The sequence below is a fragment of the Kitasatospora sp. NPDC002543 genome (assembly GCF_053594915.1).
On record NZ_JBSFWR010000006.1, the window covers coordinates 113,698 to 131,324 of the forward strand.

Here is a 17,627-nt window from a genome sequence, read left to right on the forward strand (position 1 = left end):
TCGTGCGGGGATGAGTGCGCCGTGCGCCTCTTGCGAGCGCCTGCCGATCGGCCGATGACATGTCCTGACGGATGCCCATTGATGCGTGAGTGACAGGAGTGCACAGATGACGGTCGAAACCGAGCCCACCCCCGGCTCCGGCTCCGCAACCGTGCAGGTACGGGCTCAGCTCAGCCTCAGCACCACCGCGGCGCGGAACCTGGCGACGACGACCAAGTCGAAGCCGCAGATGCAGGAGATCACCTCCCGCTGGCTGCTGAAGATGCTGCCCTGGGTGCAGGTCAGCGCGGGCACCTACCGGGTCAACCGGCGGCTGAGTTTCGCCCCCGGGCAGGGCCGGGTGAGCTTCGCGAAGACCGGCTCCACGGTCACGGTGATCGCCCCCTCGCTGGCCGAGGTGCCGGCGCTGCGCGGTTTCGAGGACGAGGAGGTGCTGGCCGAGATGGCCCGCCGGTTCGTCCAGCGGGACTTCACCGCGGGCGACGTGCTGGTGCAGGAGGGGACCCCGATCGAGGAGGTCTTCCTGATCGCGCACGGCAAGGTGGACCGGATCGGCACCGGGAAGTACGGCGAGCAGACCGTGCTCGGCGCCCTCGCGGACGGCGACCACCTCGGCGACGAGGCCATCACCGAGGGCGGCGGCACCTGGCCGTACACCGTGAAGGCGAGCACCTCAGGCGTCGCGATGGCGCTGTCCTGGCCGGTGCTCCAGGAGCTGATCGGGCGGTCCGAGTCGCTGCGCGAGCAGCTGCTGGGCTTCGCGGCCGACGTCGCGCAGGCGCAGAACGAGCACGGCGAGGCGGAGATCGACCTCTCGGCGGGCCACCAGGGCGAGTACGAGCTGCCCGGCGCGTTCGTGGACTACGAGCTCCGGCCGCGCGAGTACGAGCTGAGCGTCGCGCAGACCGTCCTCAAGGTGCACACCCGGGTCGCCGACCTCTACAACAAGCCGATGAACCAGACCGAGGAGCAGCTGCGGCTGACCATCGAGGCGCTGCGGGAGCGGCAGGAGCACGAGATCATCAACAACCCGGAGTTCGGCCTGCTCAGCAACGCCGACTTCGACCAGCGGATCCAGACCCGGACGGGGGCGCCCACCCCGGACGACCTGGACGAGCTGCTGAGCATGCGCCGTGACACCGACTACCTGTTCGCCCACCCGAGGGCGATCGCCGCCTTCGAGCGGGAGTGCAACCGGGTCGGCGTCTACCCGTCCACCGTCGACGTCCTCGGCAAGCAGCGGCCGACCTGGCGCGGGGTGCCGATCTTCCCGTGCAACAAGATCCAGGTGTCCGAGCAGCAGACCACCTCGTTCATCGCGATGCGCGTCGGCGAGGACAACCAGGGCGTGGTCGGCCTCACCCAGATCGGCATCCCGGACGAGGTGGAGCCCGGTCTCAACGTCCGGTTCATGGGCATCGACGAGAAGGCGATCGCGTCCTACCTGGTCAGCACCTACTACTCGGCGGCGGTGCTGGTGCCGGACGCGATCGGCGTGCTGGAGAACGTCGAGCTGGGGCGCGCCGGGAGCTGAACCGGGAGGTCACGGGGCGGCGGGTGACCGGAGCAGCCGCAGGGAGCGCCCGCCCAGGACGACGGCGCCGGCCGGACACGGTTCCGTCGGGCCCGGGGCGGCGGTGTCGACCACGGTCTCGTACCGGGCCGCCGTCGCCGCCCCGGGCCCGCCGGGCAGCGTGAACACCACCGGCTCGGGGCCCCCGTTGAGCAGCAGCAGGAAGCTGTCGTCGCCGATCGGCCGCCCGTCCCCGTCGGGTTCGGGCAGCGCGGTGCCGGAGAGCAGCATGCCGAGGCAGGCCGTGGGCGCGAACCAGTCGGCCTCGGTCATCTCCTCGCCGCGCGGCGTGAACCAGGCGAGGTCGGGCCGCCCGCCGGGGGTGGTGGCCCGGCCGGAGAAGAACGCCCGCCGGTGCAGCACCGGGTGCGCCCGGCGCAGCCGGACCAGCCGGGCGGTGAGGGCGCACAGCTCCCGCCAGCCGGGCTGTTCCAGCAACGACCAGTCGAGCCAGCCGACTTCGTTGTCCTGGCAGTAGGCGTTGTTGTTGCCGCCCTGGGTGCGGCCCAGTTCGTCCCCGGCGGTGAGCATCGGGACGCCGGCGGAGAGCAGCAGGGTGGCGGTCAGGTTGCGCAGCTGGCGCAGCCGCAGCGAGTTGACGGCCGGGTCGGTGGTCTCGCCCTCGGCGCCGTGGTTCCAGGAGCGGTTGTCGTCGGTGCCGTCCCGGTTGTCCTCGCCGTTGGCCTCGTTGTGCTTGCGGTCGTAGGAGACGAGGTCGCGCAGGGTGAAACCGTCGTGCGCCGTCACGTAGTTGACCGAGGCGTACGGGCGGCGGCCGGCCCGCTGGTAGAGGTCGGAGGAGCCGGAGAGGCGGTAGCCGAGCTCGCGCACGTCGGGGCGGGCGCCGCGCCAGAAATCCCGCACGGTGTCGCGGTACCGGTCGTTCCACTCGGCCCACAGCGGGGGGAAGCCGCCGACCTGGTAGCCGCCGGGGCCGACGTCCCAGGGCTCGGCGATCAGCTTCACCCGGCCGAGCACCGGGTCCTGGGCGACGGCGGTGAGGAAGGGGTGCTCCATGTCGACGGCGTCGGAGTTCCTGACCAGTGCGGCCGCCAGGTCGAAGCGGAAGCCGTCCACGCCCATCTCCGTCACCCAGTAGCGCAGCGCGTCGGTGACCAGCCGGACCACCTGGGGGCGGCGGGTGTCCAGGGTGTTGCCGCAGCCGGTGTAGTCGGCGTAGCCGCGCGGGCGGTTCGGCGGGAGGCGGTAGTAGGCGGCGTTGTCGATGCCGCGCAGCGACAGCGCGGGGCCGAGGGCGCCGCCCTCGGCGGTGTGGTTGAACACCACGTCCAGGATCACCTCGATCCCGGCGGCGTGCAGGGCGCGGACCATCCGCTTGAACTCGCCGACCTGGCCGCCGCGGGAGCCGGAGGAGGAGTAGCCGGCGTGCGGGGCGAAGTAGCCGATCGTGTTGTAGCCCCAGTAGTTGACCAGTCCGCGGGCCTGGAGGTGGTCCTCGCTGGCGTACTGGTGCACCGGCAGCAGTTCGACGGCCGTCACCCCGAGGCGGGTGAGGTGGGCGAGGGCGGCGGGGTGGGCGAGGCCCGCGTAGGTGCCGCGCAGGTGCGGGGGGACGTCGGGGTGGCGCATGGTGAAGCCGCGCACGTGGAGCTCGTAGAGGACCGTCTCGGGCCACGGGGTCCGCGGGCGGTGGTCGTCGGACCAGTCGTCCTCGTCGTGGACGACCACGGACCTGGGCACGTACGGCGCGGAGTCCCGGTTGTCCCGGACGGTGTCGGCGACGTCCGCCTCCGGCCAGTTGCGGACGGCGGAGCAGGCGGCGTCGTGGGAGGTGTAACAGCCGTCGACGGCGCGGGCGTACGGGTCGAGCAGCAGCTTGGCGGGGTTCCAGCGGGCGCCGGTCCACGGGTCCCAGCGGCCGTGCACGCGGAAGCCGTAGCGGGTGCCCGGGGGGACGCCGGGGAGGAAGCCGTGCCAGACCTGGATGTCCTGTTCGGTCAGGTGGTGGCGGGACTCGTGGCCGTCCTCGTCGAAGAGGCAGAGCTCGACGGCTTCGGCGCCGGGGGTCCAGAGGGCGAAGTTGGTGCCGCGGCGGGCGGGGTCGTGGTGGGCGCCCAGGGGGTGGTGGCTGCCGGGGGTCACGTGCTGGTCCGACGCCATGGGGTGGCCCTCCTGGGTGGTGTTCCGGGTCCGTTCACCTCTTCTTTCCCGGATCGCGTCGACCAGAAGCGGTGAGGTGCGGGGGTTGGGGGGTGGGGGCGTGGGGCGCGGTGAGGGCGCGCGGGTTTCGTCCCGCGCGCCCTTCGGGGGGTGCGGTTCGGTGTGGATGGGTGGGGCCGGTCGACGGGATGGGGGGAATCCGGGGTGGTCGGCGTGTCCCCGTGTCGTCGGGGCTCGTTGTTCCGGGCGTCGGACATGAACAGTGGGAGGGCCCCGGGATGCGGCGCCGAGGACGGGTGTGGGCGCGGGGCGTGGCGGCGGTGGTCTGCTGCCTGGGGCTCCTCGCGGGGTGTGGCGGTCCTCCGGGGGCGCCGGGCGGGGACGCGGTCGCGGGCGGCGCCCGGGCGGTGGCCCAGGGGCCGTCCCGGGCGGTGCTGACGGTGCAGCCGGCCGACGGCGCGCAGGACGTGCTGCCGGAGGCGGCCGTCCGGGTGGGGGTGACGCAGGGGCGGCTGGTGTCCGTGCGGCTGGCGGACGGCAAGGGCGTCGAGGTGCCGGGCACGATCGGGGCCGACGGGAGCGGGTGGACGCCGGACGGGCCGCTGCCGCTCGGGACGGCGTTCACGCTGGACTCCGTCGCGGAGGACGACCAGGGGCAGAAGGCGGCCCAGCACTCGGCGTTCACGACCGTCACGCCGACGCACACCTTCGTGGCCTTCTTCACCCCGGAGGACGGTTCGACGGTCGGCGTCGGCATGCCGGTCTCGCTGCGCTTCAGCCGGCCGATCACCGACCGGGCGGCGGTGGAGAAGGCGGTGCAGGTCACCGCGGACCCGCCGGTGCCGGTGGCCGCGCACTGGTTCGGCAACCAGCGGCTGGACTTCCGGCCGCAGCAGTACTGGGCGGCCGGCACCCGGGTCTCGGTGGCGCTGCGGCTCAAGGACGTGCAGGGCGCGCCGGGGGAGTACGGCACCCAGAGCCGGGACCTGCACTTCACCGTCGGCCGGGCGCAGGTCTCCACCGTCGACCTGGACGCCCACACGCTGACGGTGCGGGCCGGGCAGGGCGGCAAGGTGGTCCGGGTGCTCAAGGTCTCCGGTGGCAGCCGTGACCACTCCACCTACCGGGGGGTGATGGTGGTGTCGGAGAAGTACAAGGTGACCCGGATGAACTCGCAGACCGTCGGCATGGGCGACGAGTACGACATCAAGGACGTGCCGCACGCGATGCGGCTCACCGCCTCCGGCACCTTCGTGCACGGCAACTACTGGGCGGATCCCGGGGTGTTCGGCTCCGCCAACACCAGCCACGGCTGCATCGGGCTGGCCGACGCCAAGGGCGGGTCGAGCAAGGACTCCCCGGCGGGCTGGCTGTTCGAGCACAGTCTGCCCGGGGACGTGCTGGAGGTGAAGGCCTCCTCCGGGGACTTCGTGCCGCCGCAGAACGGCCTCAACGGCTGGAACGTGCCGTGGGAGCAGTGGGTGGCCGGGAGCGCGCTGCGGCAGGTGCCGTAGGCGCAGCGGCGGCGCTTGCGCCTGGTCTGTCCGTCTTTGCCACCGTCTTTACGACTGCTTCACATGCCGTCAACCCCACTCCCCTCAGGTTTCACTCGGATGGCTTAGTTATCCTGCTCCGGCGCGTCCGGGATCCGGCCGGAAAGATCGGCCGGATGGTGCAACTCATGGGGGCACTCAACGCGTCAAGTGAGTGAATACCGGGAGGGGAGAAACCGTGAAGACGGGTAAGACGGCCGGCGCAGCGATACGCACCACCAACCGCTACGGGCGCAGGAGTGCGATGGCGCTGGTCATGGGTGGGGTGCTGCTGCTCACCGCGGCCTGCAACGACGACAAGGGCGGCGGTTCGAGCGGTTCGGGCGGTTCGGCGGGCGGCGGCAGCTCCGCCTCGGCCGCCGCGGACGGGGGCGGCGCGGCCACGCCGAAGCCCTCGGCGGCGGTGCTCGCCGTGGAGCCGGCCGACGGCGCCCAGGACGTCGCGCCGAACGGGCTCCAGGTGTCCGTCTCCAACGGCAAGCTGACCACGGTCGAGGTGACCGACAAGGACGGCAAGCCGGTCGAGGGGGCGATCACCCCGGACGGTGCCGGCTGGAAGCCCGCCGGGACGCTGGCCGTCGGCATGGCGTACAAGGTGAGCGCGCAGGCCAAGGACTCCGAGGGCCTGGTGGCCGCGTCCACCACCTCGTTCACCACGCTGACGCCGGACAAGAAGGTCTCCACCAACGACAACATCAGCGACGGCGCCACCTACGGCGTCGGCATGATCGTCTCGGTGAACTTCAACAAGGACGTCAAGAACAAGGACGCCGTCGTCAAGGGCATCAGCATCGAGTCCAGCAACGGCACCGTGGTCAAGGGCCACTGGTTCGGCGACCGCCGGGTGGACTTCCGTCCGGAGCAGTACTGGGCGCCGGGCACCAAGGTGACCGTCAAGTACCGGCTGAAGAACGTCGAGGTCGCCCCCGGCATCTACGGCGACGTGGACAAGGACGAGCCGTTCACCATCGGCCGGTCGATGGTCTCCACCGCGGACGCCAAGTCGCACCAGATGACCGTCGAGCGGGACGGCCAGAGCACCACCGTGCCGGTCACCCTGGGCGCCGACGCCACGCCGTCCTGGGGCGGGACGATGGTGGTCATGTCCAAGGAGAAGGTCACCCGGATGAACTCGCAGACCGTCGGTCTCGGCGGCGAGTACGACATCAAGGACGTGCCGCACGCGATGCGGCTGACCACCTCCGGCACCTTCGTGCACGGCAACTACTGGGCCAGCCCGTTCGGCAAGACCAACGCGAGCCACGGCTGCGTGTCGATGCAGGACGTGAAGGGCGGCAGCGACTCCTCGGTCGCGGGCAAGTTCTTCAACGACTCGATGGTCGGCGACCCGATCAAGGTCGTGAACACGAAGGAGAAGACCGTCGCGCCCTCCAACGGGCTGGGCGGCTGGAACGTCGACTGGGCCAACTGGTAGGCCCTACCCGCGCGGTGGGCCCGGCAGTCCGGGCCCGCCGCGCGTTCTCCGCAGTCCGGCCCGGTCCTCACCCGTTGGGGTCGGGCCACTGCGGTTTCCGGGGCGGCGAGCCCCACGCATGGCGCAACCTTTCCGGTGGCCGGGCGCGTCGAGCGGTCGGGTCCGTCGGATCCACGGGGACTACGGGGTTTGAGGGAGGGATCGGCGTGAGGTCGATACGCGGAGTGGTGGCGGTCGGTCTGGTCGGCGGGGCGATGGCGCTGACGGCCGCCTGCGGCGGGGGGAACGGGGGCGGCGGCGGGGGGAGTGCCGCGAAGGCCGATCTGGGGGCCGGTGCGGCGAGCGCCAAGCCCGCGGCGGTGCCCTCGACGGTGTCCTCGGCGGTGCCCGGCAGCACGGTGCCGAAGGTCTCCAAGGCCGCCGTGAACATCGAGCCCAAGGCCGGTTCGGTGGACGTCGCGCCGAACGCGCTGAAGATCGGTGCGACCGGGGGCAGGCTCACCACCGTCAAGGTGAACGACAGGACGGGCAAGGAGGTCCCCGGCACCATCTCCGCCGACGGCTCCTCCTGGACCCCGGCGGCCGGGCTGGAGGTCGGCACCGCCTACCGGGTCAGCGCGATGGCCGCGGACGCCGACGGCGCGGTCGCCACGGCGGACAGCGACTTCTCCACGCTGACCCCGACGGCGCTCGCCAAGGCCTCGGACAACGTGGACGACGGCGCGACGTACGGCGTCGGCATGATCGTCTCGGTGGCCTTCGGCAAGGACGTGAAGAACAAGGACGAGGTCGCCCGGGGGATCACCTTCGAGACCACCAACGGCACCGTGGTCAGGGGGCATTGGTTCGGCGACCGCCGGCTGGACTTCCGTCCGGAGCAGTACTGGGCGCCGGACACCAAGGTGGTCGTGCACTACCGGCTCAAGAGCGTCGAGATCGCCCCCGGGGTGTACGGCACGGACCGGGACGAGCCCTTCACGATCGGGCGGTCCCAGGTTTCGACGGTTGACGCCGCCGCACACAAGATGACGGTCGTATCTGCTGGTCAGACGAACGAGATCGACATCAGCGCCGGCGCACCCGAACACCCCACCTGGAACGGGACGATGGTGGTCATGTCCAAGGAGGGCGTGGTGCGGATGCAGTCCAGCACCCTGCCCGGGATGACCGGCGCGCCGTACGACCTCCAGGTCCCGCACTCGATGCGGCTCACCGACTCCGGCACGTACGTGCACGGCAACTACTGGAGCAAGAGCAGCACCTTCGGCGAGGACAACGTCAGCCACGGCTGCGTGGGCCTCAAGGACGTCGAGGGCGGCGGCTCCAACACCTCGATGGGCAAGTTCTACGACGGTTCGCTGGTCGGCGACGTGATGGTCGTGAAGAACTCCACGAGGAAGGAGACGCTCGACCCGTCGAACGGGCTGAGCGGTTGGAACGTGCCGTGGGGCAGCTGGTAACCGGCTGCTGAGCCGGGGAAGGGGTCAACCGGGGCTTGACGGAAGTCGGCCCGGGAGGCCCCTTCTTGCATCCGGCATATGCCGACGCGAAGAGATCGTTTGCTCATTGTCCGTACGCGGCTGCTTGCGTTCCGCAATGATGGTCCGCATGGCGGGTTGGGGCGAAGCAGATCAGTCATTGGTTCCCGGGGCCGGAGTGGTGGCCGAGGCGTCGTGGATCGACGTCCGGGGCGGTGGGCTCACGGCACTGGAGCGGCTCACCTCCGAGGAGCTGGAAGAGCTGTACTCCGGCAGACTCCGCGACCCGTCGGCACCCAACGAGGTACGGCTCCCGTCCCGGTCCGAGTCCGGCCCGGTGTCCCGCAGGCTGGTGCTCTCCGTCCTGGAGTCCTGGGGCCTCCACCAGCACCTGGAGGCCGGGGAACTGCTCACCAGTGAGCTGGTGAGCAACGCCGTGCGGCACGCGGCCGGGCGCACCATCGGCCTGCACGTCAGCCGCAAGCCCGGGTGGCTCCGGATCGAGGTCCGGGACTCCTCGCGGGCGCTGCCGTGCATGATCCTCGCGGAGGCGACGCCGGTGAACGAGCGCGGGCGGGGGCTGCGGATCGTCGACGACCTGGCCGACCGCTGGGGCGCGGACCTGCTGCCGCGGGGCAAGGGCGTCTGGTTCGAGCTGAAGGTGCGCGAGCGGCCCTGAGGGGTCTGTGGCCCTCCCCGGTCATCGCGAGGGCCCGGAAAACACGCGGGGCCCCCGGATTCGCCGTGGTCCGGCGGATGGGGGCCCCTGCAAGTCATCGCGCCGGCCAAGGGGGTGCGTGCCGCGCGATGGGCGTCGGCAGTGCCAGGTCGGGCCCGCCGAAGTCATCGGCCCAGGTCGGCGCGCTGTCTCGCCCGCCGTTGGGCTGCTCTGACTATCGCACGAATCTCAGCATGCGGGCAAACCGGGTGTCTTTGATTGCAAGGTTTGTTATCTAGTTCACCTTTGGATTTTGCATAGGTTAACGCTGCCGCCTGTGAATATTCACAATCGCGGCGATGTGACCATGGCTTCACGGGCTCGGGCGGCATGGGCGCGCACGGTGGCGGGGGAGAGCCGGGAGCGGGGCGGCGAAGGCGCCGGGGGCGTCGGGGTGCCGCTGCGGCAGGCGCGGCAGAGGCCGCCGAGGAGGGCGTGCGGGCGGCAGGGGGCGCGGCAGGCCGTGCATTCGAGGACCCGGGCCGGGTGGTCCGGCTGCGGCGGGCGTTCCGGGGGCATCTTGTCGAGCAGGCGGTGACGCGTGAGGGCGGCCGGGCTGTGGACGTCCGGCGGGAGGCCCGCCGTGAGGGCGGCCGTGAAGAGGGCCGGGGTGGCGCCCCGGGCCAGCCACTCGGCGGCCAGCGGTTCGAGGGCGGTGCAGTCGGCGGCCGAGAGCGCGAGGCGGGGGTCGGCGAGGCCCAGGCCGGCGAGGGCGGCGTAGGCGGCCGAGGGGAGGGGCGTCCGGTTGCGCGTTCGCTCGTCGGGGGGATCGGGGGCGGCGGGCGTTGACGCCTCGCCGGTGGTGAGGACACGGGCCCACCAGGCATCCGAACGGGGCGTACGGGAGAAGTAGGTGCGGAACACCCAGCGGCAGTCCTTGGCGGCGATGCGCTCCCGGACGCGACGCAGGTGACCTGCGGCGGAGAGCCGGTTGAGGGCCGTGCGGCAGGCCATCTGCCCGTAGTGGGGCTGGAGGACGGCGAGGGTCTTCACGTCCATCGCGGCACCGTCGGGGAGGTGGTCGATGATCGAGGCGAGGTACGCCTCGCGGGCCGGGAGGTGGGAGAAGTCGGATGCGGAGCGGGGGAGTTGCTCCGGGGCGGACTGCTTGCCGTACCCGGGGGCGGCCATGGCGGTAGGGTTGTGGGTAGCCACAGGATCGAGCTCGCATTTCGATCGTGCCGGTCAGACCCCCGTTCGGTGTTGGCGCACCGGCGGGGGTTGTTTCGTTGCTGCGCACGCTACACGGGGAAACCGGCTGCGGTGTAGTCGTGACGATAAGTCATATGTGCTGGTTGCAGGGGTGGTTGGAAGGTGGTTGCCCACCCGTTCCATTGAGGGTCACTCGGCCTGCGCGGCTTGAGCTTCGGAGGCGAACGAGACGAAGGCGGACCAGGCCTCGGGGGAGAAGGCGAGGGTCGGGCCGGCCTTGTCCTTGGAGTCCCGGACGTGGACGGTGGAGGGGGAAGAGGCGACCTCGACGCAGTTGCCGCCGTTGTAGTCGCTGTAGCTAGAACGGAACCACGGCACGATGGTGTTCATAGGTGCTCCAGTGTCTTTCGGATGAGCTGTGCTGATTCCCGCGTATTCAGGGCCTGTGCGCGGATCATTGCGTGGCGCCGATTGAGCTTGCCCACGATTCGGGGTTCGGAGTGGAGTGCGTTCGTTTCATGCGTCTCAACATACGCATACTGCTCATTTTCGATCGTTTCCAAGACGATTAGAGATCCCGAGAGGCCGGAGGGGAGTACCTGGCCAGTAGGTACGAGCTGGATCCGGACGCTGAGTGAGTTCTCGAACTCAAGCAGCCGGTGGAGCTGCTCCCGCATGACTTCCCTGCCGCCGATGAAGGTGTGGAGGGCTGCTTCGTAGATGGTGAAGCTGAACAGCATCCCGGGCTCCACGAGCCTCTCTTGCCGCTTGAGGCGGAGTGCCAGCCTCTCTTCAACAGTAGTGCTGTCCACGGGCGGTACGTGGTGGCTGAGAATCGTCCTGGCGTAGGCCTCGGTCTGCAGCATGCCTGGGATGTGGAGGGCCTCGTAGAAGTAGATGGCAACTGCCTCCTTCTCGACATCGAAGTAGACGTCGCTGCGTGCGGGCCTTGGCTCCGGTGTCAGGTATGGATGAGCCGCCACCAACATCCCCTGCGCGCCGCACAACTCATCCGCTGCCTGAAGCACCTTGAGTGTCGGCCGCCGCCTCCCGGCCTCCATCGACCTCACGCTCTCGATGTCGTAGCTGGCCGCCTGGCTCAGCTGTTCCCGCGTCACTCCTGTCCGTTGGCGCCACCGCTTGATCTGATCGCCGCAGTACTTCCACGACATCGGGTTCTCCTTCGGCGTGCTCACGGCCCCGCCCCCTCCTTGCTCTGGTACAGGGCGGTCACTCTCCGTCTGTACATGCGGCGTTACTGCTGAGGCTATGCCCGCCTGCCGACGCTTGAAGGGTGAAATGGCCGAACTCAGCCCTCCCGAGTGAAGCCGTCCGTACACCCCACCAAGGACTCTGATGCTCACTCAGCCCGCCGACCTCGTCGAGTGGATGTTCCCCCGCCTCCCCCGCAGCGCCGGCCGCGCCCGGATCCGCTTCATCCGGCAGGCCTTCGAGTGGGAGGTGCCCGTGGACTCCGCCGAGACCGCCCTGATCCTCCTCAGCGAGCTCGTCACCAACGCCTGCCGGCACGCCCGTGGCCCGCGTGACCGGATGATCGGCGTGCGCGTCCTCCTCCCCACCCCCTCCCTCCTGCGGATCGAGGTCTCCGACGCCAACTCCGACCTCCCGACCCTCCGGGACGCCACGCCCGCCGACGAGTCCGGACGGGGCCTGGCCCTCGTCGCCGCCCTCGCCACCTCCTGGGGCGCCCACCTCCGGGGCGACGACTACATCGGCAAGACCGTCTGGTGCGAACTCGCCCTCCCCACCCCCGCCAACCCCCACGGCTGACCCGGCCCTACCTGTCGCGCAGGAAGTCGAGCCCGCCGACTTCCTGCGCCGATCCCGGGCCCTCGGTGCGTGGAGCCCCGGGGATCCCACCGGCACGGGGCGGCCTGTTCAGGCTTGCCGAAGGCCTGATTGCGCGATTGACTTGCGCAGAAAGGCCTGACATCCCGCGAAGGGGGGATCACAGATGTTGCTGAACTTCAGGGTCGCGAACCACCGCTCGATCAGAGACGAGCAAGCACTCCAGCTCTACTCGGTCTACGACGCGGACAGGCCACCGGGGACGCGTTGGGAAGCGGTCCCTGTGGCGGGCATCTTCGGGGCCAACGCGGCCGGCAAGTCGAACGTGCTCGATGCCCTGGCGTACATGACCAAGATGGTCGTCGACTCGCACCGTGACGCGGAGCCGGACGGTGGTGTGGCCCGGCAGCCCTTCCGTCTCGAAGAGGCGGCGCGCGGGGAACCGTCCTGGTACGTGGCGGACCTGCTGATCGGCGGGATCCGCTACACCTACGGGTTCAGCGTGGACGACGAGCGAGTGGTCGACGAGTGGCTGCACAGCTTTCCCCATGGCAGGAAGCGCAAGATCTTCGAGCGTTCGGCCGACGGGTTGGAGATCGGTGACTCGCAGCACCGGCGGGAACTGGAGCTCGTCGAGAACATCACCGAACCCAACGTCCTCTTCATGTCCCTTGCGGCACGCTCCCGGCAGGACGACTTCCGCCCCGTGTACGACTGGTTCGCCCGGAGTCTCCTGTTCGGGCGGCGCATGGGCATGCTGGGTACGACGCGGTTCCTTGAGAATCTCGATCGCCATCCCGAGCTCATCGAGCTGCTGCGGGCCGCAGACCTCGGGATCACGGAATGCGGCACCGAGCGTGTGCTGCTCGACGAGGAGGAGCTGCGGAAGCGGTACGGCTCGCGCATCCCGCCGCGAATGCTGGAAGAGCTCGAAGAGCGAGGGCCGCGTGAGATCCGCCGCCCCTGGATAGGGCATCGCGGGCGCGACGGAATCGTCAAGATGGATATCTCCGAGGAGTCCGAGGGAACACAGGCGCTGCTGCGTCAGGCACCTCTCTTCACTGCGGTACTCCGCCGCGGCGGGACTTTCGTGGTGGACGAAATCGACTCGAGCCTCCATCCGATTCTGACCGCGCGCCTGATCGGGCTATTTCAGAATCCCTCGACCAACCCCAATGGTGCTCAGCTGATCTTCACCTCGCACGACGCCAGCCTGCTCGGCCGAGTCGGCGGGGAGGAGATCCTGCGGCGGGACCAGGTCTGGTTCGTGGAGAAGAACGAGCACGGCGAGACGGAGCTGTTCGCACTCGCCGACTTCAAACCGCGCCAGGAGGAGAACCGCGAACGGCGGTACCTCGGCGGGAGCTACGGCGGCGTGCCGTACATCGACGACAATTTTGCCAGCGCTGTGGCAGCGCGGGGGGACCAAAATGGCCAGGGCGGCGAAGCCGAGCGGACGCAAGCGTCCCTCTTTTGATACCTCACTGACCCGGCGGTCGGCGTACCGGGAGTCGAAGCAGCGACTGCTGGTGGTCTGCGGTGCGGAGGTGACCGAGAGCGACTACATTCAGGGGCTGAAGTCCCGGACTCGGAATTCTGCGGTCTCCGTGAAGATATGCGAGCATCCGAAGTCTCCCGCCCAGGTCGTCGATCGCGCGGATCTCCTGCGCGACCAGGCCGGCGGTGAGTACGACGAGGTGTGGTGTGTCCTCGACGTCGACGAATTCGAAAACCTGGGGCAGGTCGCAGCCGAGGCGAGGAAGAGGAGCATCGAGGTGGTGTTCTCCAATCCCTGCTTCGAGGTCTGGCTCCTGCTCCATTTCGGGGACTACCGCCGACCGGTTCATTCGTTCAAGGAACTCCTGCCGGATCTTGAGAGGCACTTTCCGGCCGGATACAAGAAGACCGGCATGAACTTCGACCATTACGAGCCGAACTGGCGGTTGGCTTCGGGGCGGGCGAAGCGACTGGCCGAATCGGGGACGGAGCACGAGGTCGCTCCGTCCACCGGCATGTGGAGGCTCGCGCTCGCCATCGGAGGTGGCGAGGCGGAGCGGTGAGGGCGCTCCGGGCCCGCTGGGTCAGGAGAGAGAGAAGCCCATCGTGTTCACCACCGGGGTCATCGGCACGTACAGCACCTGGGAGTAGCAGGTGGTCGGGTGCGCCGTCGACCCGGCCGGGCAGGCGACCTCGGACCTCGCCGCCACGATCACGCCGCGGGCCTCCATGTCGCCGTTCGGGCCGGACGGGTTCGCGACCGCCGGGCCGCCGCTGTCGCCCTTCGCCGCGATCGCCCGGCGGTCCCCGCCCTTCGACTCCGCGACGTCCACCGGCTTGATCCTCGTGCCCTCGTCGTTCTTCGTCTCCACGTCGACCCGCTTGATCCGCACGTCGCACTTCCACCCCGACTGGGCGCCGCTCAGGCAGACCAGGTCCCCGACGTTGTTCCGTCCGGCGCCGTACGTGTGCCGGGACGACCCGCCCCCGTCCGACCACGCGCCGTCGTAGAACCGGCCGCCGCCGCTCCCGTTGACGGCGATCATGCCGACGTCCAGGCCGTCCCCGACCGAGGACAGGTCGCCGATGTAGCTCCCGGTGCCGTTGTAGTACCGGCCGCCGCCGCAGTGCGCGGCGGTCAGCACCACCTTCGTCCCGCCCTTCCAGCCGCTGAACGCCGTCGAGCAGAACGACGCCTTCCCGGTGCTCACCTCGGCGCCCGCGTAGTACGGCGCGCTGTCGGAGTGCCGGCTGCCGGACAGCGCGACCGGCGTTCCCTCCACGCTGGCCGTCACCGGCATCCCGGCGATCTCGGCGGCCTGCGAGGAGTAGGCCTGCACGGTCGCCTCACCGCCGGTCAGCCGCTTCGCCTTCGCCGGCTCGTAGGTGATCGCGATGGCGGTGCCGTCCTCCTGCGGGCCGATCGACGTCCACGCGTCGCGCTCCACGGCGGCGGTGAACCGGTCGATCGCGGCGCGCATCTCCGCCCGCGAGTACGGGCTCCGGTGGACGTCCACGCTGTAGCCGGGGCCGGCGCTCGCACCGTTCGCGGCGGCCGCGGCGTTCGCGTCGAGCAGTGCGCGGACCCGGGCCGGGGCCTCGCCCTTCCAGTAGACGTCGGCGTGCTGGTTCGCCGCGTCGATCACCGTCCCGGCGTAGCCCGCCGCCGCCGGATCCCCGGACTCCACCCAGTCCTGCACCGGGTCCGTCATGCGGTGAAGCAGCTGCTGGGCCTCCGGATCGCGGAGCACCGGCAGGCTCACGGACAGGTACGGCTCGTCCCGCGCGACGTCGACGGCCATCAGGCCGGAGGCGATCACGACGGTCAGGGCCAGGGACAGCGCGAGGCGGGAACGGCGCACGAGCGGGTCCTTCCGGTGAGCCGACGGGGCCGACACTCAGCGTAGGGGGCGCTCGACGTTCCGCTACCGGCCGAGGCGCCGGACCGGCCGCCGAGTGGTTGCACGGGTGAGCGGGCGCGCCCCCGGGAGGGGCGGAGCGGCCTCCCGGGGGCGCGTGGGGCGGGCGGTCAGGAGTGCTGCGCCCCGTTGAAGGCGTTGTAGGCGTCGTCGCGGTAGTAGGCGCTCACCGCCCACCACTTGCCCTGCCAGCTGTCACCCGTGACGAAGTCGCCGGTCTGCACGGCCGAACCGTCGTTCTGGTCGTAGTCCACGATGAACGGCCCGCCGCTGGCACCCCCGCCCAGGCCGATGCAGTTGTCGATCCGCGCGGTCGACGGCTGTTCCGGGCCGGCCACCGGCTGGCCGCCGCACCACAGGGCGTGCTCCTTCGTGGCCGGGACCACCCCGGGGATGCCGATGATGTGCGCGTAGTTGTTGATGTCCCGGTTGAAGCCGATGCCGGTGGAGCCGACGACGTCCGCGATGTGCCGGCCGTCCTTGGTGTTCAGCACGATGAAGGCGATGTCGCCCTGCGGGGCGGGCGTGGTGACCCAGACGGCCGAACGCCAGGTCCACCAGCCGTAGGGGGCGTTGCCCGCGTCGTAGTTGGGGGCGAACTGGAAGTCGTGCCCGCCCTCCACGCAGTGTCGGGCGGTGGCGATGACGTCGCGGTTGGCACTGGAGACGACATTGGCGGTGCAGACGCCACCCCCGGTGAGCAGCCGGCCGGTGGTGCCCCAGACGCTCGCCTTGGCGGCGGCCATCGGGCTGTCGGCGGCCTTCGCGTCGGCCTTGGCGCCGGCCCCGGCGCCGACGGTGGGCGCGGTCGCGTGGAGGGTCAGCGGCCGGCCGCCGAGCGAGCTCGGCTCCGGGTTCCAGGTGGTGTCGGCGGCGTTCGCCGGGTTGATCAGGACGTGGCTCAGGCCGCTGACCTTCTCGATCGGCTTGGCGGTCGCAGCCGTGTCCGTGGCCGCGGTCGTGTCCGTGCTCCGGGTGGCGGCCGGGGCCGGTGCGGCCAGGCCGAGGGCCGCCGTCGACACCACGACTGCCGCGAGGAGACCGTGCATGCGCATGGGGGTTCTTCCTTCCGCTGGGGGACGTGCTCTCCCGTCACGGTGGAAGCGGCAGGTATACATCGAGTCAAGGACGCATCAACGACCGGAGCCGCGCGAGAAGTCGGGCCCGCCGACTTCTCACGCGGGCCGTGGGTACCATCGGGGCGTGAACCTGTACTGGCACGTCGTCCTGCCACCGCTCAGCGCCTGACCGGGCGCACCCGACGGTGGCTTGACCCCCCACGACCCCGGCTCGGCCCGATGGCGGCCGCCGCGGGCCGACGGCGTGCGCCCGTTCTCGAAACCCCCTCCCTGACGGTCTTCGACGACGGAAGTTCACGACTGTGCCGAATCGCTCGTCCTCACCTGCCCGCACCCTGCCCACGCGCCCCCGCCGCGCCCGCGCCCGCTCCGGCGGTGGCGCGCCGCCCATCCTGATCGCCGCCGTCCTCTGGGGCACCACCGGGACGGCTAGCTCGCTGGCGCCCGCGGGCGCCCCGGCAGCCGGGATCGGGGCCGCCGGGCTGGTGTTCGGCGGACTGCTGCTGTTCCTCACCGACCGCTCCGCGCGAGTGCTGCCCCGGGCGTGCGCGCCGCGCGAACGGTGGCTGCTCGCGGCCGGGGCCGTCGCGGTGGCGGGCTACCCGCTGACCTTCTACCCGGCGGTCAGCCGTACGGGCGTCGCCGTGGCCACCGTGATCGCCCTCGGCAGCGCGCCCGTCTTCACCGGGCTGCTCGGCCTGCTCGCCCGGCAAGGACGGCCCGGCGGGCGGTGGACCGGGGCCACGGCACTCGCCGTGCTCGGCTGCACGGTCCTGGTGCTCGGCCCCGAACTCGCCGGGAACGGCACGGCGGTGGACCCGCTGGGAGTGCTGCTCGCGGCACTGTCCGGGCTCTCCTACGCCGTGTACTCGCTGATCGGCGGCCGGCTGATCGCCGCCGGACACCCCTCGGGCGGGGTGATGGGCGCGATGTTCGGCGGCGGGGCGCTGATCGTCCTGCCGGTGCTGCTCGCCGGTGAGCCGGCGTGGCTCGCCACGGCGCGGGGAGCCGGAATCGTCCTGCACCTCGCCGTGGTCACCACGTTCCTCGCGTACTGGCTGTTCGGCCGCGGCCTGCGGCACACCACCGCCCGGACGGCCACCACCCTCACCCTCGCCGAGCCCGCCGTCGCCGCCGTCCTCGGCGTCGCGGCCCTCGGCGAGCGGCTGCCCGCGGTCTCCTGGTGCGGCCTCGCCGTCCTCGCCGCCGGCCTGGCCGTCCTCGCCCTCCCGGCCCGGCCCTAGCACGCCCGCGCGGGAAGTCGGACCGGCCGACTTCCCGCGCGATCGGGCG

Annotated in this window: 15 protein-coding genes; 9 read left to right on the forward strand and 6 right to left on the reverse strand. The window is 70.9% G+C overall.

From position 1 onward, the window contains the following. The first annotated feature begins 106 nt into the window (after nucleotides 1-106). Nucleotides 107-1,534, forward strand: a complete 1,428-nt coding sequence (locus tag ACWD4P_RS04875; RefSeq protein WP_449778565.1) for a family 2B encapsulin nanocompartment shell protein — start codon at nucleotides 107-109, stop codon at nucleotides 1,532-1,534. 9 nt (nucleotides 1,535-1,543) lie between these two features. Here the strand turns inward: ACWD4P_RS04875 and glgX are convergent, their stop codons facing one another. Continuing rightward, on the reverse strand, nucleotides 1,544-3,694 hold the full coding sequence (gene glgX, locus ACWD4P_RS04880; RefSeq protein WP_449778566.1) for a glycogen debranching protein GlgX: 2,151 nt from the start codon (nucleotides 3,692-3,694) through the stop codon (nucleotides 1,544-1,546). A 278-nt stretch (nucleotides 3,695-3,972) separates the two neighbouring features. Here glgX and ACWD4P_RS04885 point away from each other — a divergent pair, with 278 nt between their 5' ends. The 4 genes from ACWD4P_RS04885 (at nucleotide 3,973) to ACWD4P_RS04900 (ending at nucleotide 8,839) form a co-directional block, all read left to right on the forward strand. Then, on the forward strand, nucleotides 3,973-5,208 hold the full coding sequence (locus tag ACWD4P_RS04885; protein WP_449778567.1) for a L,D-transpeptidase: 1,236 nt from the start codon (nucleotides 3,973-3,975) through the stop codon (nucleotides 5,206-5,208). 217 nt (nucleotides 5,209-5,425) lie between these two features. Beyond that, nucleotides 5,426-6,682, forward strand: a complete 1,257-nt coding sequence (locus ACWD4P_RS04890) for a L,D-transpeptidase (protein WP_449778568.1) — start codon at nucleotides 5,426-5,428, stop codon at nucleotides 6,680-6,682. Nucleotides 6,683-6,888: 206 nt separating this feature from the next. Continuing rightward, nucleotides 6,889-8,142, forward strand: coding sequence for a L,D-transpeptidase (locus tag ACWD4P_RS04895; RefSeq protein ID WP_449778569.1), 1,254 nt, complete (start codon nucleotides 6,889-6,891; stop codon nucleotides 8,140-8,142). 148 nt (nucleotides 8,143-8,290) lie between these two features. Continuing rightward, nucleotides 8,291-8,839, forward strand: a complete 549-nt coding sequence (locus tag ACWD4P_RS04900) for an ATP-binding protein (RefSeq protein ID WP_449778570.1) — start codon at nucleotides 8,291-8,293, stop codon at nucleotides 8,837-8,839. Nucleotides 8,840-9,163: 324 nt separating this feature from the next. On the opposite strand, the gene ACWD4P_RS04905 is transcribed toward ACWD4P_RS04900, so the two are convergent. From ACWD4P_RS04905 to ACWD4P_RS04915, 3 genes are all read right to left on the reverse strand, one after another. Next, nucleotides 9,164-10,009 carry a hypothetical protein gene (locus ACWD4P_RS04905; protein ID WP_449778571.1) on the reverse strand — a complete coding sequence of 282 codons (846 nt, stop codon included), beginning with the start codon at nucleotides 10,007-10,009 and terminating at the stop codon, nucleotides 9,164-9,166. A 210-nt stretch (nucleotides 10,010-10,219) separates the two neighbouring features. Continuing rightward, nucleotides 10,220-10,420, reverse strand: coding sequence for a DUF397 domain-containing protein (locus ACWD4P_RS04910; protein WP_449778572.1), 201 nt, complete (start codon nucleotides 10,418-10,420; stop codon nucleotides 10,220-10,222). Continuing rightward, nucleotides 10,417-11,226, reverse strand: coding sequence for a helix-turn-helix domain-containing protein (locus ACWD4P_RS04915; RefSeq protein WP_449778573.1), 810 nt, complete (start codon nucleotides 11,224-11,226; stop codon nucleotides 10,417-10,419). The genes ACWD4P_RS04910 and ACWD4P_RS04915 overlap by 4 nt, the downstream gene beginning before the upstream one ends. A gap of 160 nt (nucleotides 11,227-11,386) precedes the next feature. Between ACWD4P_RS04915 and ACWD4P_RS04920 the strand changes: the two genes are divergently transcribed. The 3 genes from ACWD4P_RS04920 to ACWD4P_RS04930 all read left to right on the forward strand — a co-directional run bounded on the left by ACWD4P_RS04920 (nucleotide 11,387) and on the right by ACWD4P_RS04930 (nucleotide 13,899). Next, nucleotides 11,387-11,821, forward strand: a complete 435-nt coding sequence (locus tag ACWD4P_RS04920; protein WP_359820219.1) for an ATP-binding protein — start codon at nucleotides 11,387-11,389, stop codon at nucleotides 11,819-11,821. Between the two features lie 184 nt (nucleotides 11,822-12,005). Continuing rightward, nucleotides 12,006-13,316: an AAA family ATPase gene (locus ACWD4P_RS04925; protein WP_449778574.1), complete on the forward strand. Its 1,311-nt coding sequence runs from the start codon at nucleotides 12,006-12,008 to the stop codon at nucleotides 13,314-13,316. Further along, nucleotides 13,270-13,899, forward strand: a complete 630-nt coding sequence (locus tag ACWD4P_RS04930) for an RloB family protein (protein WP_449778575.1) — start codon at nucleotides 13,270-13,272, stop codon at nucleotides 13,897-13,899. The genes ACWD4P_RS04925 and ACWD4P_RS04930 overlap by 47 nt, the downstream gene beginning before the upstream one ends. Before the next feature lie 21 nt (nucleotides 13,900-13,920). Here the strand turns inward: ACWD4P_RS04930 and ACWD4P_RS04935 are convergent, their stop codons facing one another. Both ACWD4P_RS04935 and ACWD4P_RS04940 read right to left on the reverse strand, forming a co-directional pair. Then, nucleotides 13,921-15,198 carry a hypothetical protein gene (locus ACWD4P_RS04935; protein ID WP_449778576.1) on the reverse strand — a complete coding sequence of 426 codons (1,278 nt, stop codon included), beginning with the start codon at nucleotides 15,196-15,198 and terminating at the stop codon, nucleotides 13,921-13,923. A gap of 167 nt (nucleotides 15,199-15,365) precedes the next feature. Then, nucleotides 15,366-16,310 (reverse strand): trypsin-like serine peptidase, encoded by a 945-nt coding sequence (locus ACWD4P_RS04940; protein ID WP_449778577.1) that lies wholly within the window; start codon nucleotides 16,308-16,310, stop codon nucleotides 15,366-15,368. Between the two features lie 326 nt (nucleotides 16,311-16,636). On the opposite strand from ACWD4P_RS04940, the gene ACWD4P_RS04945 reads away from it, so the two are divergent. Further along, nucleotides 16,637-17,578 (forward strand): DMT family transporter, encoded by a 942-nt coding sequence (locus ACWD4P_RS04945; RefSeq protein ID WP_449778578.1) that lies wholly within the window; start codon nucleotides 16,637-16,639, stop codon nucleotides 17,576-17,578. Nucleotides 17,579-17,627 lie beyond the last annotated feature (49 nt).